General features: G+C 68.7%; 21 protein-coding genes. 5 read left to right on the top strand and 16 right to left on the bottom strand.

From position 1 onward, the window contains the following. The first annotated feature begins 57 nt into the window (after nucleotides 1–57). Nucleotides 58–927 (top strand): methylglyoxal synthase, encoded by an 870-nt coding sequence (locus PDM28_RS00665; RefSeq protein ID WP_311183387.1) that lies wholly within the window; start codon nucleotides 58–60, stop codon nucleotides 925–927. A 117-nt stretch (nucleotides 928–1,044) separates the two neighbouring features. On the opposite strand, the gene PDM28_RS00660 is transcribed toward PDM28_RS00665, so the two are convergent. The 3 genes from PDM28_RS00660 to ttcA form a co-directional block, all read right to left on the bottom strand. Beyond that, on the bottom strand, nucleotides 1,045–1,827 hold the full coding sequence (locus PDM28_RS00660) for a M48 family metallopeptidase (RefSeq protein WP_311183386.1): 783 nt from the start codon (nucleotides 1,825–1,827) through the stop codon (nucleotides 1,045–1,047). A 155-nt stretch (nucleotides 1,828–1,982) separates the two neighbouring features. After that, complete coding sequence (locus PDM28_RS00655) at nucleotides 1,983–2,888, bottom strand: recombination-associated protein RdgC (RefSeq protein WP_070207709.1); 906 nt, start codon at nucleotides 2,886–2,888, stop codon at nucleotides 1,983–1,985. Between the two features lie 34 nt (nucleotides 2,889–2,922). Next, complete coding sequence (gene ttcA / locus PDM28_RS00650) at nucleotides 2,923–3,753, bottom strand: tRNA 2-thiocytidine(32) synthetase TtcA (protein WP_311183385.1); 831 nt, start codon at nucleotides 3,751–3,753, stop codon at nucleotides 2,923–2,925. A 96-nt stretch (nucleotides 3,754–3,849) separates the two neighbouring features. Between ttcA and PDM28_RS00645 the strand changes: the two genes are divergently transcribed. Beyond that, nucleotides 3,850–4,053 carry a YdcH family protein gene (locus tag PDM28_RS00645; RefSeq protein WP_102946972.1) on the top strand — a complete coding sequence of 68 codons (204 nt, stop codon included), beginning with the start codon at nucleotides 3,850–3,852 and terminating at the stop codon, nucleotides 4,051–4,053. On the opposite strand, the gene plsB is transcribed toward PDM28_RS00645, so the two are convergent. From plsB to PDM28_RS00620, 5 genes are all read right to left on the bottom strand, one after another. Beyond that, nucleotides 4,054–6,717, bottom strand: coding sequence for a glycerol-3-phosphate 1-O-acyltransferase PlsB (gene plsB, locus PDM28_RS00640; protein WP_311183384.1), 2,664 nt, complete (start codon nucleotides 6,715–6,717; stop codon nucleotides 4,054–4,056). Further along, nucleotides 6,717–7,703: a hypothetical protein gene (locus PDM28_RS00635; protein WP_425507621.1), complete on the bottom strand. Its 987-nt coding sequence runs from the start codon at nucleotides 7,701–7,703 to the stop codon at nucleotides 6,717–6,719. The genes plsB and PDM28_RS00635 overlap by 1 nt, the downstream gene beginning before the upstream one ends. A 112-nt stretch (nucleotides 7,704–7,815) precedes the next feature. Further along, nucleotides 7,816–8,655 (bottom strand): S1 family peptidase, encoded by an 840-nt coding sequence (locus PDM28_RS00630; protein ID WP_311183382.1) that lies wholly within the window; start codon nucleotides 8,653–8,655, stop codon nucleotides 7,816–7,818. 190 nt (nucleotides 8,656–8,845) lie between these two features. Beyond that, nucleotides 8,846–9,565: an orotidine-5'-phosphate decarboxylase gene (gene pyrF / locus PDM28_RS00625; protein ID WP_311183381.1), complete on the bottom strand. Its 720-nt coding sequence runs from the start codon at nucleotides 9,563–9,565 to the stop codon at nucleotides 8,846–8,848. After that, nucleotides 9,562–10,494, bottom strand: coding sequence for a 5'-nucleotidase, lipoprotein e(P4) family (locus tag PDM28_RS00620; RefSeq protein ID WP_311183380.1), 933 nt, complete (start codon nucleotides 10,492–10,494; stop codon nucleotides 9,562–9,564). The genes pyrF and PDM28_RS00620 overlap by 4 nt, the downstream gene beginning before the upstream one ends. 111 nt (nucleotides 10,495–10,605) lie before the next feature. Between PDM28_RS00620 and PDM28_RS00615 the strand changes: the two genes are divergently transcribed. Further along, on the top strand, nucleotides 10,606–11,268 hold the full coding sequence (locus PDM28_RS00615; RefSeq protein ID WP_311183379.1) for a YceH family protein: 663 nt from the start codon (nucleotides 10,606–10,608) through the stop codon (nucleotides 11,266–11,268). A gap of 122 nt (nucleotides 11,269–11,390) precedes the next feature. Here the strand turns inward: PDM28_RS00615 and PDM28_RS00610 are convergent, their stop codons facing one another. Both PDM28_RS00610 and PDM28_RS00605 read right to left on the bottom strand, forming a co-directional pair. Next, nucleotides 11,391–11,933, bottom strand: coding sequence for a GNAT family N-acetyltransferase (locus tag PDM28_RS00610; RefSeq protein ID WP_311183378.1), 543 nt, complete (start codon nucleotides 11,931–11,933; stop codon nucleotides 11,391–11,393). Nucleotides 11,934–11,957: 24 nt separating this feature from the next. Then, the gene (locus PDM28_RS00605) at nucleotides 11,958–13,934 is read right to left on the bottom strand and encodes a UvrD-helicase domain-containing protein (protein WP_311183377.1); all 1,977 of its coding nucleotides are present in this window, start codon (nucleotides 13,932–13,934) and stop codon (nucleotides 11,958–11,960) included. A 113-nt stretch (nucleotides 13,935–14,047) separates the two neighbouring features. Between PDM28_RS00605 and PDM28_RS00600 the strand changes: the two genes are divergently transcribed. Both PDM28_RS00600 and PDM28_RS00595 read left to right on the top strand, forming a co-directional pair. Further along, nucleotides 14,048–14,764 carry an SEL1-like repeat protein gene (locus PDM28_RS00600; RefSeq protein ID WP_311183376.1) on the top strand — a complete coding sequence of 239 codons (717 nt, stop codon included), beginning with the start codon at nucleotides 14,048–14,050 and terminating at the stop codon, nucleotides 14,762–14,764. Nucleotides 14,765–14,809: 45 nt separating this feature from the next. Continuing rightward, on the top strand, nucleotides 14,810–15,430 hold the full coding sequence (locus PDM28_RS00595; RefSeq protein ID WP_102946963.1) for a thymidine kinase: 621 nt from the start codon (nucleotides 14,810–14,812) through the stop codon (nucleotides 15,428–15,430). Here PDM28_RS00595 and PDM28_RS00590 read toward each other — a convergent pair whose 3' ends face one another. The 6 genes from PDM28_RS00590 to PDM28_RS00565 all read right to left on the bottom strand — a co-directional run bounded on the left by PDM28_RS00590 (nucleotide 15,431) and on the right by PDM28_RS00565 (nucleotide 23,000). Beyond that, nucleotides 15,431–17,032, bottom strand: a complete 1,602-nt coding sequence (locus PDM28_RS00590; protein WP_311183375.1) for an OpgD/OpgG family glucan biosynthesis protein — start codon at nucleotides 17,030–17,032, stop codon at nucleotides 15,431–15,433. Nucleotides 17,033–17,080: 48 nt separating this feature from the next. Continuing rightward, entirely contained in the window at nucleotides 17,081–19,924 is a 2,844-nt protein-coding gene (locus PDM28_RS00585; protein ID WP_311183374.1) for a serine/threonine-protein kinase, read from the bottom strand. A gap of 78 nt (nucleotides 19,925–20,002) precedes the next feature. Beyond that, nucleotides 20,003–20,569: an ECF-type sigma factor gene (locus tag PDM28_RS00580; protein ID WP_070209124.1), complete on the bottom strand. Its 567-nt coding sequence runs from the start codon at nucleotides 20,567–20,569 to the stop codon at nucleotides 20,003–20,005. Between the two features lie 63 nt (nucleotides 20,570–20,632). Beyond that, the gene (gene mutM / locus PDM28_RS00575; protein ID WP_311183373.1) at nucleotides 20,633–21,445 is read right to left on the bottom strand and encodes a bifunctional DNA-formamidopyrimidine glycosylase/DNA-(apurinic or apyrimidinic site) lyase; all 813 of its coding nucleotides are present in this window, start codon (nucleotides 21,443–21,445) and stop codon (nucleotides 20,633–20,635) included. Nucleotides 21,446–21,464: 19 nt separating this feature from the next. Then, nucleotides 21,465–21,794 carry an EF-hand domain-containing protein gene (locus PDM28_RS00570; protein WP_311183372.1) on the bottom strand — a complete coding sequence of 110 codons (330 nt, stop codon included), beginning with the start codon at nucleotides 21,792–21,794 and terminating at the stop codon, nucleotides 21,465–21,467. Between the two features lie 3 nt (nucleotides 21,795–21,797). Continuing rightward, entirely contained in the window at nucleotides 21,798–23,000 is a 1,203-nt protein-coding gene (locus PDM28_RS00565; RefSeq protein WP_311183371.1) for a DesA family fatty acid desaturase, read from the bottom strand. Nucleotides 23,001–23,115 lie beyond the last annotated feature (115 nt).

Raw genomic sequence — 23,115 nt, 5'->3', positions numbered from 1 at the left:
GAACCAGACACCCAACGCCCCCTAGAATGTTGCAACACCCCCCGCTGAAGGACTCCCATGCGCATCGGCCTGGCCGCCAACCGGCTGCATCACCACGACAGGCACGCGGCACTGTTCCGCTGGCTCGGCCCCTGCGAGGCCGGCCTGCGCGAGCTGGGGGTGGAACTGCATGCGGTGGGCCGCACCTTCGACGCGATCCAGCGCTTCGGCTTCCTCAAGGACCTGGAGGCGCTGCGCCGCTATCCGAACGGCCGCGAGGGCGGTCTGATGAAGCTGGTGGCCGAGGTCGTCGGCATGGGCACCCCGGAACGCACCCTGGACGGGGCGATCTACCTGATGGACCCGGTCGATCCCTCCTCGGTGTTCCCGGAAGCCACCGCGCTCAAGCGCCAGTGCGTGATCCACGGCAAGCCCTTCATCTCCACCGTGGCCACCGCGCGCGACTGGATCGAGGTGGAACGCCTGCACGCCGGACTGGCACCGGACCCCGGTGCCGACGACCTGCATGCGTTCGGGCAACACACCCTGGCCCTGATCGCGCACGACGCGATGAAGCCGGCCATGCTGGCCTTCGCCGACGAGCATTTCGAGGTGTTGTCGCGCTTCCGCAGCCGGGTCGGCACCGGCACCACCGGCCAGCGCCTCAACGAGCTGGCCTGGAGCCGCGGCTGGCCCAGCGACCAGGAATGGGTGGCCCGCTACCAGAGCGGCCCGATGGGCGGCGATGCGCAGATTGCCGACCAGGTGCTGGAAGGCCGCTGCCAGCGCGCGATCTTCTTTGAAGACCCGCATGTGGCGCGCCAGCACGAGGCCGACATCCAACTGCTCGAGCGCGCAGTGACAACCGTGACCGACCAGGCCGTGTGCATCACGGCACCGCGGGTTGCGGCGCGCTGGGCGCAGGCGGCCGCACTGCGCGTGCGCTGACCGCGACAGGTCCATCCTCACGGTCTGGGCTGGCAAAGCCGTGCACCCCCTGCCCGCGCCGCATGAGCGGCGGGCGCCGACATACCGCGGCGCCGGCCAGCCACGCAGGGCGTGGCTCTACAGGAGTTGCCTCAGCATGGCTTTGAGCCTGCGCCCTTCCCGCTGGAAGTAATCCCGCTCCTCGCGCCACGCCGGGAACCGCTGCTCCACCTCGGCCCAGAACGCAGGCGAATGGTTCGGCTGGATCAGATGGCAGAGCTCATGGACCAGCACGTACTCGAACGCCGAAGGCCGGCCCAGCACCAGCGCCAGGTCCAGCGCCATGCTGCCGTCCGGGGCCAGCGAGCCCCACTGCGACGACATCACCTTCAGGCGCAACCGGGCCGGCGCACGCGGCAGCGCGGGCAGGTAACGCGGCAGCCACTGGCCGACATCGGCGCGGGTCTGCGCTTCGTAGAATTCGCGCAGCGTGCGGCGCACCGTGGCCTCGGTGCCACGCGCTGGCAGGTGCATGCAGGCACCGTCCGTATCGAGTTCCAGGTGCGCATAGCGACCCGTTTCCCAGCGCAGCGGCAACAGCTCCCCGCGCAGCGGCAGCAGCCCGGGTTCGCCGATCACCAGCGGCGGCGGCAGGTTGGTCGACTGGTAGTTGCGCAGCTGCGCGGACAACCAGTCACGATGCTGCTGCAGGAAGCGTTCGCCCATCACCAGGCTGGCGCGCGGCGGCAGGGTCAGGCGCACGCCGCGTTCGTCCACGCTCAGCTTGATCCGGCGCGCACGCGGATCGCGCACGCGCAGCACCTCGATCTCGGCGTCGTCCTCCAGCCGCAGGCGCACGGTGTCGCGCTGCAGGGTCGGGGCGGCGGCCGGGGAGATCAGGCGGCGAAGGAAGCCAGGCATGGGGATAGCATAGCGCCCGCAGCGGCGCGGACCTGACTGCGAGGTAGAGCGGGGCTCTGCCCCGCTGTCCGGATCGCTGGCAGCGGGGCAGAGCCCCGCTCTACGGCGTCATGCGTGGGCGTCATGCGTGCGCCACGTGTGGCGCCGGTCGCCGGTCAATCCGCCTTGCTGAGCTTGAACGCCTCTTCCAGCAGCAGGAACAGGCGGCGCACTTCGCCGCTCTGCAGCGCGAAGCGGGCGTCCAGTTCGGCGCGGCGGCCGTCTTCGTCGGCATGCTCGAGCTGGTCCAGGGCGCCGTCCAGGAACTTCAGCTTGCGTACGATCAGGTCATCGCCCAGCACGAAGGACAGGTTGTCTTCGAACACCAGGGCCAGCTTGGTGACCTGCTTGCCGGCGTCCAGGTGCTTGTCGATCTCGTCGCAGCGCAGCTCCTGGTGCTGGCACTTGACCACCGCGCCACCCTCGGCCGGGTCCTTCATCTCGCACTCTTCGCCCAGGCTCAGCCCGGTCGGCAGCGGTTCGCCGGCGATCCAGCCGGTGAGGATCGAGCGCGGCGCCACTTCGGCGTTCAGCGGCATGGCCGGGAAGCTGCCGAGCAGGCCCCGGATGTCGGACATCATGTTTTCGCCCTTCTTGCTGCTCGAGCAGTCCACCGCCACGAAGCCATGGGTCAGGTCGACCAGCGCGTCGGTGCGCGAGCTCTTCACGAAGGCGCGCGGCATCAGTTCGTGCAGCAGGTCGTCCTTCATGCGCTTGCGCTCGCGGCCGCCCGGCTTGCGCCCTTCCTTTTCTTCGATCTCTTCCAGCTTGCGCGCCAGCAGGTCGTTGACCACCGCGCCCGGCAGGATCTTGTCCTCACCGCCCACGGTCAGCCACAGCGCGTCGCCGACGCGGTGCGAGAACACGGCCTTTTCTTCACGGCCGAACGGGGAAATGAAACCGCGCGAACTCATTTCCAGCGGGCCTACCGGCTTGAGCAGCACCTGCGGCAGCAGGGTGTCGACTTCGGAAAAATCGGTGGCGGTGGGGAAGCGGAACAGGGTCAGGTTGCGAAAGAACATGGAATTCCGGAATAAAGGGCGTGAAAAGAAAAGGTCAGGGGGTGCGGCCCAGCGCCATGAAATCGAACAGCGTCGGGTCGGCCAGCTGCGAAGGATGGATGTTGCCCAGCGCGCGCGCGATCTGGTCGATCCGCCCGGGGTGCTGGTCTTCCCACTGCTGCAGCATCTGCGCCACCTGGCGGCGCTGCAGGTTGTCCTGGCTGCCGCACAGCGTGCACGGAATGATCGGGAACTGGCGCGCCTGCGCGTAGTCCTTGATATCGCGTTCACTGACGTAGGCCAGCGGACGGATCACCACGTGCTGGCCATCATCGCTGCGCAGCTTGGGCGGCATGGCCGAGAGCTTGGCGTGGTGGAACAGGTTGAGGAAGAAGGTGGCCACGCTGTCGTCGCGGTGGTGGCCCAGCGCGATCTTGCTGAAGCCGTTTTCGGCGGCGTGCCGGTACAGTGCGCCCGGGCGCAGCCGCGAGCACAGCGAACACATCGTGCGGCCCTCCGGGATCACCCGGCTGACCACCGAATAGGTGTCCTGCTCGATGATCTGGTACGCCACGCCGATCGAGGCCAGGTACTCCGGCAGCACGTGTTCGGGGAACCCGGGCTGCTTCTGGTCCAGGTTCACCGCGACCAGTTCGAAGGCGACCGGGGCCTTCTTCTGCAGCTGCAGCAGCATGTCCAGCAAGGTGTAGCTGTCCTTGCCGCCGGACAGGCAGACCATGATGCGGTCGCCGTCCTCGATCATGCCGAAGTCGGCGATCGCCTGGCCGACCTGGCGGCGCAGCCGGCGCGCCAGCTTGTCCTGCGCGGCCGCGTCCGCGCGTGGCGCGCGCGGGGTGGGATCGAGCAGGGGCAGGACCGAAGGCATCCGGCCATTCTACCGGCTCGGCAGGTCGGCGGCCGGGACCGGGAAGTGACTGCGTTCACCCCCGCCGGTCACGCGCAGTGTGTATGCTCGGAGGCTGTGGATACCTATACGCCCGAACAGATCGCCGAACGTCTGCAGGTTCTCCGCAGGGAGCACCGTGAGCTGGATACGGAGATCGAACGCATGGCCGCCAATGGCGAGGATGAGCTGGAAGCCAAGCGCCTGAAACGGCGCAAGCTCCAGCTCAAGGACTGCATTGCCAAGCTGGAGGACATGCAGATTCCGGACGAGCCAGCCTGATCAATCCACCGCGACCGGCTCTTCCGGCTTGGCCGCTTCCGGGCTGACCCGTTCGATCGTGTGACGCAACTCGCGGCCCAGGATGAACTTGGCATCCTTGGCCCAGGCGTCCAAACGCTCGTCGAACAGCAGCTTGCTGTTCTCGTCCGGCCACACCAGGCGCAGCTCGCGCAGCTTCTGGATGAAGCCCCGGAACAGGGTGCGGTCGAAGAACTCCGGCGCGGCCGGTGCGTACAGCAGGCTCAGGCGCTGCGCTGCCTGCTGGCACAGGCTTTCCAGCTCGGCCGCACCCAGCGTGCCCGGGCCGTTCTTGACCAGCACCGAAATGGCGATGTAGTAGCGCTCGAACGCCTGCTGCAGCGAATGGCCGATCGCACGCAGGCGGAACACCTCGTCGGTCTGCCCGGTGTTGCGCGCCAGGATGCCACCGTCGTCGTCGTTGACGTTCTGCAGCAGCCCCTCGCGCACGAACACCGCGATGGTCTGCTCGATGCGCTGGGCGAACTGGTCTTCGGTCCACGGCAGGAACAGCTCGGCCTGCAGGAACGGGTACACGGTGCGACCCAGCTGCACCAGCCCGGTGCGGCTCATGCGGCGGTTGTTCTGGAAGCAGCATGCCACCCACGACGACGCGGTGAACAGGTGGATCACGTTGTTGCGGAAGTAGCTCAGCAGCACCGCGGTATCGCCGCTCACGCTGAGCACGTCACCCAGCGGATGCTTGATGCGGGTGAGGACGTTGATCTCCTCGGCGTGCGCGATGATCCGCTCCGGCGAATGCGGCGTCACCGTGACCCGGTCCGAATACGGCATCTCCACCAGCAGGGTCTTGCACAGCTCGATCTGCGCGATCAGGTCGGCCTCGCCCATCGCGTGCTTGGGCGTGGACAGCAACGCCAGCGCCAGCAGGTTGATCGGGTTGACGTCGGCCGCGCCGTTGATGTGCACCTGGATGCGTTCGGCCAGGTGGTCCACCGTACCCGACAACCAGGCCGGCTTCTCGTCCTCGGCCACCGGCGCGCCGTCCCAGTCCGGCGCCTGGCGGGCCAGCACGTCGTTGAGCGCGATCGGCTCGCCGAAGTTCACCACCACCTGGCCGTAGTTCTGCTTGAGCACCTTGGGAATGGACCACAGCAGCTGCCAGATCGATTCCTTTTCCTTCGGCCGGCCGGACAGTTCGTCCAGGTAGCTGCCGCCTTCCATCAGCTTTTCATAGCCGATGTACACCGGCTGGAACAGCACCGGCTTGCGCGGCTGGCGCAGGAACGCGCGCAGCGTCATCGAAATCATGCCGCCCTTGGGCTGCAGCAGGCGCCCGGTACGCGAACGCCCGCCTTCGACGAAGTACTCGATCGAATAGCCACCGGCCACCAGCTGCGCCACGTACTCGCTCAACACCGCCGAATACAGCGCGTTGCCGCGGATCGAGCGACGGATGAAGAACGCGCCGCCCTTGCGCAGCAGCGTGCCCACCACCGGCAGGTTGAGGTTGATGCCGGCCACGATGTGCGGCGGCACGATGCCACGGTCGTACAACAGGTAGGACAGCAGCAGGTAGTCCATGTGGCTGCGGTGGCTGGGCACGTACACCACTTCATGGCCCGGCGCGGCGGCCTTGAACTTGTCCAGATGGTGGACCAGCACGCCGGCGTAGATGCGGTTCCAGACATGGCTGAGCATGAAGCTGGCCGAACGCACCACCGGGCTGGAGTAGTCGGCGGCGATTTCCCAAGCGTAGGCGTGCGCCTTCTTCCAGGCGTCGGCCGGCTTGGTGTTGTCGCGCTTTGCCTGCGAGGCGATCGCCTCGCGCACGGTGTCCGCTTCCAGCACCTTGTCCACCAGCAGGCGGCGGGTGGACAGGTCCGGCCCGATCACCGATTCGCGAATGCGGCGGAAGTGGGTGCGCAGCACGCGCTGCAGCTTGCGCACGGTGCGCTCGGGGTCCAGCCCCTCGTCCACGGTGGCACGCAGGGAGATCGGCGGGGCGAACCGCACGATGGTGCTGCGGCCGTTGAGCAGCACCGCCAGCAGGCGGCGGAAGCGGCCCACCAGCGCCCAGTTTTCCGAGAACAGCACCGCGAACCAGCCGCTCTGCTTGTCCGGGGCGCGGCCGACGAAGATCGACACCGGCACCAGGTTCACGTCCAGCTCGCCGCGCGCGCGGTGCGCCTGCAGGACCTTGGCGAGCGAATCGGAATGGGTCTTGGCGCCACGCTGCTCGGGAATCAGCGAATTGCTGCTGCTCCGACGCGACAGCGCCAGATAGGCGCGCCTGCGCCCGGTCGGGTCGCCGGCAATGGGCACCAGCGGCGAGGGCAGGCCGGCTTCACGGCAGGCCTTGTCCAGGATCAGCGCATTGGAAAGACCATAGTCTTCCAGCACATAGACCACCGGGCGGCCGTCGTCGTACTGGCCGGGGTGTTCGGGTTCGATCTTGAGCGAGAGCCACGGTTCGACCAGCCGGCCGAGCAGGCGCGCCCACCACGGGCGGCGTCCGGACGGGGCGCGGGCCACGGCGCCCACCGGGCTCGGCACGATCGCGGCCGGGTCGGTGGCGGCTGCGGACGCAGGCGCGGTGTCGGGCGACGCGGACGGGGCGTCAGGCGTCTTGGGCGGCTCTTCGCCGGGGAAAGGCAGGGGATTCTGGTTCGGCATCGGCTTCATTATGGCTTAGCCGGTGCAGAAGCACCGTCCTTGACCTGTGCGGCGGCCTCTGCTTCGGCGGCCTGGCGGGCGTCGTGTTCAGCTTTGGCGGCGTCGGCGGCGGCCGCTTCATCTGCGGCGGCCAGCAGCGCGTCGGTTTCTTCCAGGGTGCGCGCCAGGTACCAGTGACCGTCGCGGCGGGCCATGCGCACCTGGGCTTCGATCTGCTCGCCGGCCAGCGGGTACTGGATCCGCACCACTGCGCTGTCGCCCTGCTGGGACACCAGTTCGCCCTGCACGCCGGTCAGCGCCGCATCCAGCGAAAGCCCGTAACTGGCCAGCGCGGTCTTGAACGCCTTTGCGAACGGTCCCAGCCTGCGCAGGCTGTCTTCCATGCCGGCCGCCTGCAGCTGGGCGTCGGTGGACAGCCCGGCGGTGCGCGCGGTGGCGGTCAGCAGGGTGATGGTGGTCTTCGCGCGCTGCTTGTCGGTCAGCGGTGCGGCGGCGGCCCAGCGGCTCAGCACGTCCACCACCTGGCTGTAGTGGGCGCGCTCGGTGTCGCTGTAATCGGTCTGGTTGCGCAGGTACTGCACGCCAAACAGGCCCATCGAGTGCGCGGCCTGGCGCACGCCGGTGGCCTGCCCGGCAATCTGGGTATCGAAGGACCGCTGCAGGCGCTGCGGGGCCTCCGGGGCCGAGAGCGCGGCCAGCATCGGCAGCAGCTGCCCGTCCAGCGGCAGGTCGGTCAGCGGCCAGCGGCTGTGGCCGTCCGCCCAGGCCGCCTGCAGGCGGGTGTACTGGGCCGGGGGCACCGAAGCGCGGGCGTACCCGACCAGGTCGTTCTCGGCTACGTGGCGGGCGATCTGCTGCAGCGCCGCCACCGGCTCGGCGGCCGGCTTGTCCGGATCGATCGCATCGCGCTTGCACGCGCCCAGCAGCACCAGGCCGCACAGCGAGAGCGTCATCACCCAAGGTCGGCAGCGCCCTGTCATCAATGGCATGGACATGAATTCGGACTTCCCCGGACCGGTCCGCATCTTGCGGCCTGCGCATTACAGCGGCAAGCCACCTTGCCCGCAGAACGGGCAAGGTGCTCATAACGCATTGTTTTCACTAAGATCAGTCACGCGTCCAAGTGGTCTGGATGAAGTCGCGCACATAGCCCTGCGACAGCCGCGCATACACCCCGGGCAGGTCCGGCAGGGCACAGCCTTCGCCCCAGCTGACCGTGCCCAGCACCGTCCAGCCGGTCTTCCGCTTCACCAGCAGCGGCCCGCCGGAGTCGCCCTGGCAGCTGTCGATGCCCTCGGTGCCGGCACAGATCACGCTGCCCGCCTGCAGCCCGGGGTAAGCCTCGCGGCAGGTCTTGAAGGGCACGAACGGGGTCTGCACGGTCTGCAGTACGGTGGGCCGGGCGTCGCCGGGGAATTCAGTCACGCCCCACCCGATCACGGTGAAGGCGCGCCCCAGCCGCAGCCAGGCGCTGTCGCGGCCCAGCATCGGCTCGGCGGTTTCCACCCCGTTGACCGGCCGCTTGAGCTGGATCAGCGCCACGTCGTTGATCAGGTCCTCGGCGTCATACGCCGGGTGGACATGGATCGCCTTGATGTTGGAGGTGCGGCGGCGCGGCGTGGTGCCCAGGGTGTGCCCCACCAGCACCGCCAGCTGCGGCGGCAGCATGCCATCCACGCAGTGCGCGGCGGTCAGCACCCACGAGGGCGAGATCAGAGTGGCGCCGCAGCGGTGCCGGTCGCGGTCGCTGTCGCCGCGGTGCAGCGACTGCAGGCTGGCCATGAAGGGGTACTGACCGGGTTCGGCGTCGGTACCGCCGATGATGCGCGGAGACGTGTCCGGGTCGGGGGCGGCCCGCGCCACGCCTGAAACCAGAAGGGCAACAGCGACAGATGCCGCGGAAAGTGTCAGGCCGAACATCCCGGCCGAGCGGTAACCAATACGCATACAGCAACTCCTTTGCGAAAAGTGGAATCAACAGGCACGGCGCAGAACAGCGCGTGCCCGTCCGATTCGACGGCAAAGCAGCCGGGCCGACTGCGTGGTCGGTCCCGTTTTGACAACGCCGGCAGGCTGCCGGCGATTGATGTTTCCGATCCTGCGAACCAGCGCAAGTCGATACCGCGACGCAGTTCCGTCAGCGGCGTGCGCTGCGGATCTCGTCCTGGATCGCCTGGGCCGCCGCGCGCGGGTCGGCCGCGAGGCGGATCGGGCGACCGACCACGATCGCGTCGGCGCCGTCGGCAAACGCCTGCGCCACGCCCACGGTGCGCTTCTGGTCATCGCCGACCGGGCCGCCCGGGCGGATGCCGGGGCACACGATCGAGAAACCGGTACCGGTGGCAGCGCGGATCGGACCGGCTTCCTGGCCCGAGGCGATCACGCCGTCGATGCCGGCGGCCTGGGCGGCCAGCGCGCGCTCGACCACCACCTCCACCGGCTCGCGGTCGATGCCCATGCCGCGCAGGTCGTCACGGCCCATCGAGGTCAGCACGGTCACCGCCAGCAGGCGCATGTCACTGCTGTTGGCGGCCGCGCAGGTCTCCATCATGGCCGGGTGCCAGCCGTGGATGGTGGCGTAGCTCACCGGCCACTGCGACAGGCGCTTGATGACGGCAGCCGCGGTGGCCGGGATGTCGAAGAACTTCAGGTCCACGAACACGCGCTTGTCGCGCGCGGCGAGCGCGTCCAGCACCTGGAAGTACTCCCCCGAGGCGAGCAGCTCCATGCCGATCTTGTAGAACGACACCGCATCGCCCAGCCGGTCCACCCACGCCAGCGCTTCTTCGCGGCCCGGTACGTCGAGCGCGAAGATCAGGCGCTCGTCATCGCGCAGCGGCAGCGGGGCGCGGCTCACGGTGCGTAGTCCAGCGCGGCACGCTTGGCGTCGTGGCGGGCCTGTCGCGACTGCGTGTAGTCGTTGTTGAACTGGGCCGGCTCGAAGCCGCCGTAGGTCGGGTTGGGCAGCATCCACCAGCGCTCGCCGAACCAGTCGTGGTACTGCTGCAGCAGGGCGTCGCGGCCGTCATTGGTGTTGGCGGTGACTTCCACGAAGTCGCCCAGCTGGTCGCCGAACTGCATCAGCACGCGGTAGTTCTGCCCGGCCAGGCGGCGGCGGCAGTTCTTTTCGCTGCCGGCCTGCTCGCAGTCCTTGACCACGGTGCCCAGGCCCAGGAACACGCTGTCGTCAGCGACCGGCAGCCCTTCGGCACGCAGGTTGGCCAGGGTGGCCTCCTTCAGGTGCACGGCGCGGTTGGAGATGTACAGCAGGGTCACGCCCTTGGCATTGGCCGCCTTGGCGAAGTCGACTACACCTGGAATGGCCTTGGCCTTCTTCTCGGCGACCCACTGGTCCCAGGACATTTCGTCGTATTCATTGCCGTCGCGGACCAGGCGCGCCTGGTAGGGCGAGTTGTCCAGCACGGTTTCGTCCACGTCCAGCACCACGGCCGGCTTCAGGCCCTTGGCGGCGTTGCCGCGCTCTTCGGGCACCAGTGCGTCCCAGTTGGCTTCCTTCAGCGCCTTGTCCAGATGATCGGCGGCAGCGCGGTAGGTCTGCTCGGTGATCGCCCGGTATTCCTGCGAACGCTGCATCCACAGCACGGCATTGAGGTTGTCGTTGGCGGCCACGGCGGCGTCGCCCTTGGCGGCCGGGGCGGCCGGGGCGGCAGCGGCCGCAGCGGGGGCCGGGGCCGCCGCATCGGCGGGGGCTTCGGTGCGCTTGCACGCGCCGAGCGCGATCACGGCACAGGCAAGCACGGACAGGGAAACAGCGTTACGACGCATGGGGATCACCAGTACTGAGTAGCGCCAGTTTACCGGCTTGGCCGCCTGCGTTCATGCCTCCGGCGGGGCTCGGCTATGCTGCACGCCCCAGAAAGCCCCCGGAGCGCAGCCATGACCGACGACACCCAGACCCCCGCCCTGCCCGTGCTCAGCGCGGCCCAGGCCCGCGCGTTGGGCTGCCTGATCGAGAAGGAAGCCACCACCCCGGACGCCTACCCGCTGACCGTGAATGCCACCCAGGTGGCGGCCAACCAGAAGACCGCGCGCGAGCCGGTGATGCAGCTGTCGGCCGGCGACGTGCACCACGCGCTGCGCCAGCTCGAAACGCTGGGCCTGGCGCGGCAGCAGTTCTCCTCGCGTGCCGAGCGGTTCGAGCACCGCACCGCCACCGCGCTGGACCTGACCCGGCAGCAGCTGGCGATCCTGGGCCTGTTGCTGCTGCGGGGCCCGCAGACGGTGAACGAGCTGCAGACCCGCAGCGAGCGCCAGTTCCAGTTCCAGGACGCCGACGAAGTCCGCCACCACGTGGAGCGCATGATCCAGCGTGGCCTGGCCGTGCAGGTGCCGCGCGCCGGCGGACAGCGCGAAGACCGGTACATGCATCTGCTGTGCGGGCCGGTGGATGTTGAAGCGTTGGCGGAGGCGTACAAGGGCGCGTCCAGCGGAAGCGGTGGCGGCAACGCCGCACTGGAAGCGCGCGTGCAGGAACTGGAGAACGTCGTGGCGACGTTGCAGGAGCAGATGGCGGAATTGCGGGCGCAATTGGGCGGTTGAGATTGCGAGGGACACGCATGGCGTGTCTCTACGCGGGCATGGCAACGAGCGACATGGGGCATTGCGGTGGTCCACGACGGGGCGAGGTCGCGTAGCGGCACGCCATGCGTGTCCCTCGAGATCTATGGCGAAGCCGGGACCACCGGCGCACCCGGCGTCGCAAACACCAATACCTGCTCATCCACCGGCGGCGGTAAGTGCAACGTTCCGCGCGCCTCCATCCCCAGCTTGCGCAGCAACGCCGCCGAACGTTCGTTGTGCGGGGCGACGATGCCGTACAGCTCCGGATATCCAAGCACATCGCGCGCGTAATGCTGTACTCCGCGCGCCGCTTCCAGCGCGTAGCCCTGCCCTTCGTACTCCGCGCGCAGCGCATAGCCGATATCCGGCCCCGGCAGCTCCGCGCGCCGCACCAGCCCGGCATTGCCCAGCCACGCACCGTCATCGCGGCGAATGATCGCGTACATGCCGAACCCGTTGAGCGTGTAACTACCCAGCACCCGCTCGGCGGTGTAGTCGCGCGCCTGCTCCACTGTGCGCACCTTGCGGTCGGCGATGTTGCGGATGAAGCCAGGCTCGTTGAGCAATGCCAGCATGTCGGCCGCGTCCCGATCCGGATCCATCAGGCGCAGGTGCAGGCGTTCGGTCTGTATCACGTTGGACATAGGGCTACCGTTCCAATTTGATGATCAATCAAACAACGCCTGGATCGCGGCCAACCCAGCACTTGCCCGCTCCTTCTTGCGCGCCGCATCGGCCACCGGGTCGGCACCATCGCGCTGCATTTCCTCGGCAGGAATCTCATCGAAGAACCGGCTCGGCTTCAATCGCACGTGCTCGCCAAACTTGCGGGTCAGCTTGCTGTGACTCATCCACAACTGCACCTTGGCCCGGGTAATGCCTACGTACAGCAGCCGCCGCTCTTCCTGCAGGTTGCCTTCATCCAGGCTCACCTGGTGCGGCAGCACGCCGTCTTCGCAGCCGACGATGAACACATACGGGAATTCCAGGCCCTTGGACGCATGCAGGGTCATCATGCGCACCTGGTTGCCGCCGTCATCCTTGTCGTTGCGCGACAGCAACGCCAGCTGCGCGGCCAGGTCGGCGGTGGAGGCGCCACGCGGGCCGCCTTCGAACCACTGCGCCAGCTCTTCCAGGTTGGCCAGCCGGCGCTGGTACACCGACTCTTCCTTGCACGCACCGCGCAGTTCGGACACCAACCCCGAGTCCTTGACCAGACGCCGCACCAGATCGCCCGAGCTGAGCTTGGGCATGTCCGCGCGCAGGTCGCGCAGGATGTCGGTGAAGCGGCTCAGGCCATTGGCCGCGCGCGGCGGCAGCTGCGCCAGCGCACCGATCGCCTCGGCGGCATGCGCCATCGGCAGGTCTTTCTCCGACGCCAGCTCAGCAAGCTTGGCCAGGGTGCCGGCGCCGACTTCGCGCTTGGGCGACTGCACCGCGCGCATGAACGCGGTGTCGTCATCGGGGTTGACCAGCAGCCGCAGCCACGACAGCGTGTCCTTTACTTCCTGCCGCTCCAGGAACGCGGTGCCACCGGTGATGTGGTACGGCACGCGTACCAGCTGCAGCGCCTTTTCCAGCGGACGTGACTGGAAATTGCCGCGGAACAGGATGCAGAAGTCGCTCCACGGGACCTGTTTCGTCTGTGCGATGTACGCGATCTCGGCGGCGACTTTTTCAGCTTCGTGTTCGCTGTTGCGGCATTCCCACACGCGGATGCGCTCGCCGTCGGCCTGGTCGCTCCACAGCTTCTTCAGGTGCTCGTGCGGGTTGTTGGCGATCAGCGCATTGGCCGCGCGCAGCACGCGGTTGGAACAGCGGTAGTTCTGCTCCAGCTTGATGATCTCCAGCGCGGGGTAGTCGCGCCCCATCTGCTGCAGGTTTTCCGGGTTGGCACCGCGCCATGCGTAGATTGACTGGTCGTCGTCGCCCACGCAGGTGAAGTTGCCCGCGCTGCCGGCCAGCTGCCTGAGCAGCCGGTACTGCGCGTCGTTGGTGTCCTGGCATTCGTCGACCAGCAGGTAGCCGATCCGCTCGCGCCAGGCCAGTGCGATGTCCGGGTTCTCTTCCAGCACCTGCACCGGCAGCCGGATCAGGTCGTCGAAGTCCACTGCGTTGAACGCGGTCAGGCGCAGCTGGTAGCGCTCGTAGACGCTGGCCGCTTCCTTCTCGCGGTTGCTGCGCGCGGCCTGCATCGCCTGTTCGGGCGAGAGCCCGGCGTTCTTCGCGCGCGAGATCAGGTTCTTCACGTCCTCGATGTCGTCCGGCTTGGCGCCGTACATCAGGTCTTTCACCTGCGCGGTGGAATCGTCGGCGTCGAAGATCGAAAAGCCGCGCTTGAGCCCGACCGCCGCATGTTCGATCTGCAGGAACTTCAGCCCCAGCGCATGGAAGGTGCAGATGGTCACCTCGTCCGCATCGTCGCCGCGCAGGCGCTTGGCCACGCGCTCGCGCATTTCCTTGGCGGACTTGTTGGTGAAGGTGATCGCCGCGATGCGCTTGGCCGGGTAACGCCGGCTGCCGATGAGCTGCGCGATCTTTTCCACGATCACGCGCGTCTTGCCGCTGCCGGCACCGGCCAGCACCAGCAGGGGACCTTCGCAGTGCATCACTGCCGCTTGCTGGGGGGGATTGAGACCGTGCATGCCTTCTCCGCTGGGAGGCGCATTGTACCGGGCGGGCGGCCCGGCCGGCCGGATTGACGCGGGGCCCTGCGGGGCGTATTGAAGGGGTTCTGACCGACGCAGGGAGGTGGCAGGTGAACGGACATCTGAAATATCTTCTGTGGGCAGTGGTTGCGGTAATGGCCGTATCGCCCGTAGTTGCGCAGCCCCAGATGGCGGACATGCGCGCCCGGGAAGTACTGAGCAGCGACGCCTTCCTGGTCAGTCACCCGGACATGCGCTACCGGCAGTTGGGGCACCGGGCACAGGCCGAGGGACGGATGGAACAGGCCCGCAGCTACTACCAGCTTGCGGCCCGGTATGCAGACAAGCTGTCGCAGGCAGCCTTGGCGGAGATGTGGTGGAAAGGCCAGGGAGGCCCGACCGACCGTGCCATGGCCTACATCTGGATGGACCTCGCCGCCGAACGCGGGACGCCGTACCTGCTGTACCAGCGCGAACGGTACTGGGCCGAACTGGATGCGGCCGACCGTGCGCGGGCGGTCAATGAAGGCGGGGCCGTCTATGCCGAGTACGGGGACCCTTCGTCCAAGCCCCGCCTGGAACGCGAGCTCCGCACCGGGCTGAAGCGGGTGAGCGGCAGCCGTACCGGCAGCGTGGCCAGGATGGAAATGATGGTCCGCGACCCCCGCGGCGCCCGCAAGGTGGATGCCGATGCGTTCTACCAGGCCGAATACTGGGAACCGACGAAGTATTGGGAATGGAAGACCGCCGAGTTGAAACGCATCGGGCACGTCAAGGGCACGGTCGATGTCGGACCGGCCACCCGGGTGGCCCGACCAGCTGACTGAGCGGCCATCCGCCTGCGCCGGTCACGGAGCAGATAAAATCGTCCGATGGCCAAGCTCTATTTCTACTATTCGGCGATGAACGCCGGCAAGACCACCACGCTGCTGCAGTCGGCGCACAACTATCGCGAACGCGGCATGCGCGTGGCGATCCTGACCCCGCGCCTGGACGACCGCGCCGGGCGCGGCGTGGTGGCCTCGCGGATCGGCCTGAAGGCCGACGGCGTGGCCTTCGACCGCGAAACCGACCTGGAGCGGCTGATCCGCGACGACCTGGCGGCCCACGGGCCGCTGGGGTGCGTGCTGGTGGACGAAGCGCAGTTCCTGAGCCGCAGCCAGGTCTGGCAGCTCAGCGAGGTGGTCGACCAGCTGCGCATCCCGGTGCTCTGCTACGGGTTGCGCACCGACTTCCGCGGCGAGCTGTTCGAAGGCAGCCAGTACCTGCTGGCCTGGGCCGACGAGATGCAGGAGATCAAGACCATCTGCCACAGCGGCAAGAAGGCCACCATGACCGTGCGCGTGGACGAACACGGCCACGCCGTGCAGGACGGCCCGCAGGTGGAGATCGGCGGCAACGAACGCTACGTGTCGGTCAGCCGCGCGGAGTTCAAGAAGATCACGCGCGGCGAGAGCAGGATCGAACCCGCCCAATCCCAACTGCCGTTGTAATCAGTACAACGTGCGTTCCGGCGCACCGGCCGGCGGCGGGTTGTATTGGTACAGCCAGGTTTCGGTCAGCGTTTTTCCACCGCTGCGGAGGTACAGGCGGATGTCGATCTGGTCGGTGCTTTCATCGGGCGGCACCAGGTCGAACATGGCACGGTAGCCTTTGATTTCCCGCAGCGGGCGGGCCGAGACGATCTCGGTCGTGCCGCGGCTGGTCTGGACGACCGCTTCGACTTCGCCCTTGTCGATCAGGGACGCCAGTTCCCCGCCCTGGAAATCGACCGCGAAACGCCACGAGAAGTGCTCGCGCTTCTTGCCGATCACGCCGCCCAGGCCGGTGCGGGTGGCCACGGCCTGGGCCAGCGGCGGGCGTGCCGGCGGCTCGGCGCCCCAGTACAGGCGGTAGCCGATCAGCATTTCCTGGCCCGGCTGCGGCTTCGCTTCCGGGTTCCAGAACGCCACGATGTTGTCGAAGGTCTCGTCCACGGTGGGAATCTCCACCAGCTGCACCGAGCCCTTGCCCCACTGCCCCTTCGGCTCCACCCACAGGCACGGGCGCTTCTCGTAGAACACGCCGTCGTCCTGGTAATGGTCGAAGTTGCGGTCGCGCTGCAGCAGGCCGAACCCGCGCGGGTTGTTGTCCACGAACATGTTGAAGCGCAGCTGGCGCGGGTTGGACAGCGGCCGCCAGATCCATTCGCCGGCGCCGGTCCACATCGACAGGCCGTCGGTGTCATGGATCTCCGGACGCCAGTCCCAGGCCATGCGGCGGTCGTTCTCGCCCACCTGGTACATGCTGGTGCACGGCGCGATGCCCAGGCGCTCGATCGCCTTGCGCGGGTACAGCGCCACGTCCACGTCCATCAGCAGCACGTCGCCGTTGGTGATCGCGAAGCGATACGCACCGGCCACGCTGGGCGAATCCAGCAGCGCGTACACCACCAGGGTGTTGGAGTCCTTGGCCGGCTGCTCGAGGAAGTAGGCGATGAAGTCCGGAAATTCCTCCGGACGGTCCATGCCGGTGTCGATCGCCAGGCCGCGCGCGGACTGGCCGTACTGGCCTTCCCTGCCCACTGCGCGGAAGTAGCTGGCGCCCAGGAACGCGGCGAAGTCGCGGTCGGTGTCCTGCCGGGTGTTGAGGCGGAAACCGGCAAAGCCCAGGTCCGCGGGCAGGTGGCCGTTCTTCAGGCCGCTGCTGCCGTAGTCGAAGGCGGCCGGGTCGTAGGCCAGTTCCTGCGCCTTGCCGTCGACCACGTCGAACATGCGCACCGGCGAATGGAAATACAGGCCCAGATGGAAGAACTTGGCCTGGAAACGGCCGGGCTGGTCGGCCCACAGCGCGTGGTCCTGGCGGTAGCGGATCGACTGGTACTGGTCCCAGTCCAGCGCCTCCAGCGGCCCCGGCAGGGTGCGCCGGTGGGTCTTGTAGGCGGCCTCGGACAGCGCGCGCGCCTGGCCCTTGAGGATCGCGAAGTCGAACGGCTGCGGCTCGCCGAGCCGGCGCAGGCCTACCTGGCTGCCCTGCGCGGCGCAGGCCGGCAGCGAGGGGAAACCAATGGCCGCCAGGGCCAGGGAGGCGTTGCGGATGAAGTCGCGTCGTTGCATGCAGGCAGCGATGGCAGGAAAGGGCCGGCCATCATAGGCATGCCCGCGTTAATTCGCCGCTGTTGCCCGCGATTGCCGTTCAGGCTGGCAGGCCTGCAGGGCTTGGTCGATCTGGCGCGGCACGTAGCCGCCCTGCGGGCGCTGCTGGCGCACCTCGCCCTGCAGCCGCAGCAGTGCCTGCCGCCCGCGCACCGGCGCCAGGGCGCAGTCCAGCTGGGCCAGGGTTGCGCGGGCCAGCCAGCGCAGCTGCAGGCTGCGCGGATCGGTCGCGTCGCCCAGGGTCAGGGGCTGCAGCACGCGCTGCGCCTCCACCGGCTGGTCCATGCGCACCAGGTTGCGGCCCCAGGCCAGCTGCACCGCCTGCTGCTGCAGGCGCGCGTCCGGTCCGCCGCGTGCGGACTGGCGCATCAGCGTCGCCAGGCGGTCGCCCGCCTGCCACGGGTCGACGTGTTCGCCGATGATCTCCGCCATCCGGCGGTCGGCGCGCTGCACATCCGGGTCGTCATCGCCACGCTGCGCCGCCTGCCACTGGCGGCCTTCGTGCAGCGCGGCCAGCGCGTCCTGCCAGCGGCCGGTCTCGGCCAGCGCGCTGCCGTAGTCGTACAGGCCCTGCGGCAGCAGTCCGATGCAGTCCGGCTGCCGCCAGATCGCCACCGCCCGCGCGAACGCATCCACCGCGCCAGCGCTGTCGCCGCGCTCCAGCGCCAGCCGGCCCAGTGCGTGCCAGGTCAGGCCGGTGTCGCGGTGCCGTTCGCCCAGCGCCTTGCGGGTCAGCCGGTGTACGTCCTGCAGGGCCTGCCCGGCCTCGGCCAGCTCGCCCTGCTGCAGGGCCAGGGTGGCGCGCAGGCGGCGGATGCTCAACGTTTCCGGGTGGTCGGCGCCGTACAACGCCACCGCGTCGGCCCAGGCCGCGCGCAGCGCCTGCTCGGCCCCGTCCAGGTCGCCCTGTGCGGCCAGTGTCTCGCCCAGGTGGCGGCGCAGCGTGACCAGCTGCGGGTGGCGGTCGGTGCTGCGGTTCTGCAGCAGCTGCAGCGCCTGGCGATAGCCGGCCAGGGCGGCCGGGGCGTTGCCGTCGTCGTAGTCGAGCGCAGCCAGGTCGGCCAGGCTCTCGGCGGTGCCGGTGGCGTCGTGGATGCCGTCGCGGCGCAGGGTCAGCGCGAGCTGGAAGGCGTCCCGCGCCTCGTCGCGGTACCCCAGCAACTGCTGGCAGCGGCCGAGCTGTGCATGGAACTCGGCCACGAGCGAGGGCAACGCCTGGCGTTGTTCTTCCGCCAGCGTCTGCATCGGCAGCAGGTGGGCCACGCACTCGCGCGAGCGGCCCAGCATGCGCAGCGCGCGGCCGCGCTGGGTTACCGCTTCCAGCTGCAGCCCCGGCGGCACGTCCTTGACCCGCTCCAGCAGGGCGCGCTGGCGGTCCAGGGTTTCCAGCGCCAGCGCGTAATCGCCCATGCCGATCCGCAGCCGCCCGATCACCCCTTCCAGGTCGGCCAGCGGCAGCGGCTGGTCGGCCAGCTCGGCCTCGCCCCGCTGCTGCCCGGTGGCCAGCAGCTGGCGCACGTCGAAACTGCCGTGGCGCACGCTGGCAGCGCGGTCGAACAGGCCGATGGTGAAGTCCTGCATGGCCTGCGCGCGCGCGATCTCGCGCCGCGCCTGCTGCATCTGCCACAGCGCCAGTGCCGCCAGCGCGACCAGGGCCAGCACCGCGACCAGCGCCAACGCCACGCCCCAGCGATGCCGGCCCAGGTACTTGCGCAGGCGGTACAGCGAGCGCTGCGGGCGCGCCTGGATCGGGCGGCCGTCAAGGAAGCGCTGCAGGTCCTGGGCCAACGCCTCCACCGAGGCATAGCGTTCCGCGGGATCCTTCTGCAGCGCCTTGAGCAGCACCGTGTCGAGGTCGCCGCGCAGCCGACGGGCCAGCCGCCGCGTGGCCGGCATGACGCCGGTATCGCTGCCGTCGCCGCGCAGCAGCATGCTGGAGGCACGCGGCGCATCCACTTCCAGGATCGAACGTTCCCACTCGGCATCGCTGTGCCGGCGCAACCGATACGGCTTGCGGCCGGTGATCACCTCGAACAGCACCACGCCCAGCGAGTACACATCGGTCAGCGTGGTCACCGGCTCGCCGCGCACCTGCTCGGGCGCGGCGTAATGCAGGGTGAACGCGCGCGCTTCGGTCGGCGGGTGCGCGGCGTTGGCAGGCAGTTCGTCGCCGGCCAGCAGCTTGGCGATGCCGAAGTCCAGCAGCTTCACTTCGCCCTCGGCGGTGACCAGGATGTTGGACGGTTTGAGATCGCGATGCACGATCAGGTTGGCATGCGCATGGCTGACCACCGCGCACACCTGCAGCATCAACTGCAGGCGACGTTCCAGCGGCAGCTGCAGGCGCTGGCAGTAGTCGGTGATCGGCTCGCCTTCCACGTAGGCCAGCGCGAGATACGGCTGGCCCTGCAGGTCCACGCCGGCGTCCAGCAGCTGCGCCAGGTGCGGGTGCTGCAGGCGCGCCAGGATCTCGCGTTCGCGGCTGAAGCGCTGGCGCAGCCCGGGGTCGGCATAGCCGCTGCGCAGCAGCTTCAACGCGACCTGGCGCTGGTACAGCCCATCGGCGCGTTCGGCCAGCCATACCTCGCCCATGCCGCCTTCGCCGAGCTGGCGCAGCAGCTGGTACGGACCGACATGGGTGCCGGCGCGGCTTTCTTCGGGCGCGGCCGTCCACAGCGGCTGGGCCATGAAGTCCTGGCTTTCGTGCTCATGCGCGAGCAGCCGTTCCAGGTCGTCGGCCAGCGTGGCGTCGGCCGCACGCAGCTGCGCCAGGCGCGCGCTGCGCTGGTCGTGGGGCATTTCCAGCAACTGATCCAGCAGCGAAGACAGCTGCCGCCAGCGCACTGCGTCCATCGTCCCTTCCCCGGGCGCTGCGTTACCTCTGTGCCGAACCGCCCGCGCCACCGCGCGGGGCCCTGACCGCCGCCGTGCTCAGTCCTCGCGGACCGAGGCCAGCAGGAACATCCGTGCCTTCTGCCAGTCGCGCCGGATGCTGCGCTCCGAGCGCTGGCACAGGTCGGCGATCTCCTGTTCGGACAGACCGGCGAAGTAGCGCAGTTCCACCACCTTGGCCAGGTGGTTGTCCACCGCCTGCAGCCGCGCCAGCGCCACGTCCAGCGCCAGCAGGTCTTCGTCCAGGCGTACGCCACTGCTGCTGTTCTCGGGAATTTCCGCCACCCGCTTGAGGTCGCCGCCGCGTTTGCGCGCCAGCCGGTTGCGCGCGTAATCCACCACCACGCTGCGCATCGCCGAGGCCGCATAGGCGAAGAAATGCGCGCGGTCCTCGAAGCGCGCTGCACCGCGTGCCCCGAGCAGTTTCAGGTAGGACTCGTGTACCAGCGAGGTCGCATCCAGCGTGCGCCCCTGCTGCCCCGCCAGCTGGCGCCGGGCCATGCTGTGCAGTTCCTGGTACAGCAGGGTCAGCACCCGATCCAGCGAGGCGCGGTCGCCCGCGCGGGCCGAATCGAGCCATACGGTGATATCCGGGCTATCGTCCATCGCACACCCCGCCGGTGACGTCTGCCCGACTATAACGCCCGTTGGTGCCGCGCGCGCTACGCCTCAGCGTTGGCAGTGCCCACACCAGACGCTGGCGCGCTGGCCGATGGTGGCGTGGCGCAGGGGCCGGCCGCATTGCCGGCAGGGTTCGCCTTCACGCCCGTACACCAGCAGTTCCTGCTCGAAATAGCCGGGCGCGCCGTCCGGATTGATGAAGTCGCGCAGGGTGGTGCCGCCACGGGTGATAGCGTGGCCCAGGATCTGCTTCACCGCCGTGGCCAGCCGTTGGTAGCGCTCACGCGAGATCTTTCCGGCCTCACGCAGCGGGTTGATGCCGGCCATGAACAGGCTTTCGGCCGCATAGATGTTGCCGACCCCGACCACGATGCCCTGGTCCATCAGGAAGGTCTTCACCGAGGCGCTGCGGCCGCGGCTGCGCTGGAACAGGTAGTCGCCGTCGAAGGCGTCGTCGAGTGGCTCCGGGCCCAGCCCGGCCAGCAGCGGGTGGGTGTCGCCGGCCGGCTGCCACAGCAGGCTGCCGAACCGGCGCGGGTCGTTGAAGCGCAGCAGGCGGCCGTTGTCGAGACTGATGTCGACATGGTCATGCGCGCGCACTGGGGTGTCCCCCGGTAGTACGCGCAGGCTGCCGGACATTCCCAGGTGCAGCACCGCACTGCCGATGGCGGTGTCCAGCAGCAGGTACTTGGCCCGCCGGCGCACGCCTTCGATCGCCTGGCCGGGCAGCAGCGCGCCGATTTCATCGGGAATCGGCCAGCGCAGGTCCGGCCGGCGCAGGATCACCCCGTGCACGCGGCGGCCTTCCAGATGCGGCGCCAGGCCTCGGCGGGTGGTTTCTACTTCGGGAAGTTCGGGCATTACGACGGGGGTCCTATGTTCAACGCGGCGGCGCGGAGAGTTCCTTCGCGCTGAGGAACCCGTCGCCGTCGGCGTCCTGCTTGTGGAAGCGTTCGACGATGGTCTGGCGCTGCTGCTCGCGGGTGATCGGCCTGCCCTTGCCACCGGGCAGCTCGTCGGTGCTGAGAACGCCGTCGCCGTTGCGGTCCATCCGGTCGAAGGCGTACAGCATCCACTGCACGTACTCCTCCACGCTCACCTTGCCGTCGCCGTCAGCGTCCATGCGCTGCAGGTAGGTGCCGGTGTCGGTGATCTGGGCCTGCGCGGCGGTGGCCAGCACCAGCAGCGCCGCACAGGAAAAACGCCGCACCACTCAGTGCGCCGTCAACGCATAGCCCTTCAGGCGCGCCGCGTAGGTCTGCAGCGCGGCGATGCCGCTGGCTTCGGCCTCGTGGCACCAGGCCTGCAGCAGCTTGAGCCGTTCGGCGGCGTCGTTGCCACGGGCTTCGAGCAGGGCCGAGAGGCGGGCGCGGTGTTCGACCAGCACGCGGATGCGCGGGCGCTGTTCGACCCAGCTGCTCAGTTCGGCGCGGCAGTCCGGCTTGAGCCAGCGGCCGTCGTTGACCAGGCCACGGCGCATGCGACGCGGCAGCAGCTGGCGCAGCTTGGCACCGGCCATGGCCGCTTCTTCGCGCAGGGCCGGTACGAACACATTGCGCTGGTAGTCGGTCATCGCCTGGAAGCGGTGCGAGAGCAGCGCCTTCAGGGTTTCGGCATCGGGCACGGCGATGTTCGGGCGCACGTCCATGCTCGGCGCAACGCGCAGCACCTTGGCCAGGCGCAGGGCCTGCAGGCCACGGATGGCAGCCCAGCCGATGTCGAACTCCCAGCGGCGCATCGAGAAGCGCGCCGAGCTGGGGAAGGCATGGTGGTTGTTGTGCAGTTCTTCGCCACCGATCCAGAACGCCCACGGGGTTAGGTTGGTGGAGGTGTCGGCCGACTCGAAGTTGCGGTAGCCCCACCAGTGGCCCAGGCCGTTGACCACGCCGGCCGCCCAGAACGGGATCCACGCCATCTGGATCGCCCACAGCGCGATGCCGGGCAGGCCGAACAGCACCAGGTTCACCGCGAACAGCGCGACCGGGCCCAGGTTGGCGTGCGGGGTGTACAGGTGGCGCTCGATCCAGTCTTCCGGTGCGCCGCGGCCGTACTGCTCGATGTCCGCGCGCATGCCGCGCGCTTCGCGGTACAGCTCCACGCCGCGCCAGAACACCGTGCCGATGCCCTTGGTGACCGGGCTGTGCGGGTCTTCCTCGGTTTCCACCTTGGCGTGGTGCTTGCGGTGGATGGCCACCCACTCCTTGGTGATCATGGAGGTGGTGAGCCAGGTCCAGAAGCGGAAGAAGTGCGCGATGGCCGGGTGGAAGTCCACGCCGCGATGCGCCTGGCTGCGGTGCAGGTACAGGGTCACGGCGAAGATGGTGAGCTGGGTGAACACCAGCAGCACCAGCCCCATGCCCCACCAGCCGAGGCCGACGACGCCGCCGGTCAGGAAGTTGAGGAGGACGTCGGGCATCGCAGGACTCCGGGCCGGATCGGCCAGCAGGGAAACAGGGCAGTTCCCGCCATGATGGGGCCAGACGTTGCAAACTTCATCCGTCTGGTGCCATTTTTGCGTAGTCATTCAGTTG

The sequence above is a fragment of the Stenotrophomonas aracearum genome, assembly GCF_031834615.1.
Lineage (GTDB): Bacteria > Pseudomonadota > Gammaproteobacteria > Xanthomonadales > Xanthomonadaceae > Stenotrophomonas > Stenotrophomonas aracearum.
Note: the sequence above shows the minus strand (reverse complement) of the source record. Positions and strands in the feature narration are given on the sequence as shown.

What these genes read in the sequence shown, in the direction of transcription:
- PDM28_RS00665 (WP_311183387.1), top strand. Translation starts at nt 58, where the DNA reads ATGCGCATCGGCCTGGCCGCCAACCGGCTGCATCACCACGACAGGCAC.
- PDM28_RS00660 (WP_311183386.1), bottom strand. Translation starts at nt 1,827, where the DNA reads ATGCCTGGCTTCCTTCGCCGCCTGATCTCCCCGGCCGCCGCCCCGACC.
- PDM28_RS00655 (WP_070207709.1), bottom strand. Translation starts at nt 2,888, where the DNA reads ATGTTCTTTCGCAACCTGACCCTGTTCCGCTTCCCCACCGCCACCGAT.
- ttcA (WP_311183385.1), bottom strand. Translation starts at nt 3,753, where the DNA reads ATGCCTTCGGTCCTGCCCCTGCTCGATCCCACCCCGCGCGCGCCACGC.
- plsB (WP_311183384.1), bottom strand. Translation starts at nt 6,717, where the DNA reads ATGAAGCCGATGCCGAACCAGAATCCCCTGCCTTTCCCCGGCGAAGAG.
- PDM28_RS00635 (WP_425507621.1), bottom strand. Translation starts at nt 7,703, where the DNA reads ATGTCCATGCCATTGATGACAGGGCGCTGCCGACCTTGGGTGATGACG.
- PDM28_RS00630 (WP_311183382.1), bottom strand. Translation starts at nt 8,655, where the DNA reads ATGCGTATTGGTTACCGCTCGGCCGGGATGTTCGGCCTGACACTTTCC.
- PDM28_RS00620 (WP_311183380.1), bottom strand. Translation starts at nt 10,494, where the DNA reads ATGCGTCGTAACGCTGTTTCCCTGTCCGTGCTTGCCTGTGCCGTGATC.
- PDM28_RS00615 (WP_311183379.1), top strand. Translation starts at nt 10,606, where the DNA reads ATGACCGACGACACCCAGACCCCCGCCCTGCCCGTGCTCAGCGCGGCC.
- PDM28_RS00610 (WP_311183378.1), bottom strand. Translation starts at nt 11,933, where the DNA reads ATGTCCAACGTGATACAGACCGAACGCCTGCACCTGCGCCTGATGGAT.
- PDM28_RS00605 (WP_311183377.1), bottom strand. Translation starts at nt 13,934, where the DNA reads ATGCACGGTCTCAATCCCCCCCAGCAAGCGGCAGTGATGCACTGCGAA.
- PDM28_RS00595 (WP_102946963.1), top strand. Translation starts at nt 14,810, where the DNA reads ATGGCCAAGCTCTATTTCTACTATTCGGCGATGAACGCCGGCAAGACC.
- PDM28_RS00590 (WP_311183375.1), bottom strand. Translation starts at nt 17,032, where the DNA reads ATGCAACGACGCGACTTCATCCGCAACGCCTCCCTGGCCCTGGCGGCC.
- PDM28_RS00585 (WP_311183374.1), bottom strand. Translation starts at nt 19,924, where the DNA reads ATGGACGCAGTGCGCTGGCGGCAGCTGTCTTCGCTGCTGGATCAGTTG.
- PDM28_RS00580 (WP_070209124.1), bottom strand. Translation starts at nt 20,569, where the DNA reads ATGGACGATAGCCCGGATATCACCGTATGGCTCGATTCGGCCCGCGCG.
- mutM (WP_311183373.1), bottom strand. Translation starts at nt 21,445, where the DNA reads ATGCCCGAACTTCCCGAAGTAGAAACCACCCGCCGAGGCCTGGCGCCG.
- PDM28_RS00565 (WP_311183371.1), bottom strand. Translation starts at nt 23,000, where the DNA reads ATGCCCGACGTCCTCCTCAACTTCCTGACCGGCGGCGTCGTCGGCCTC.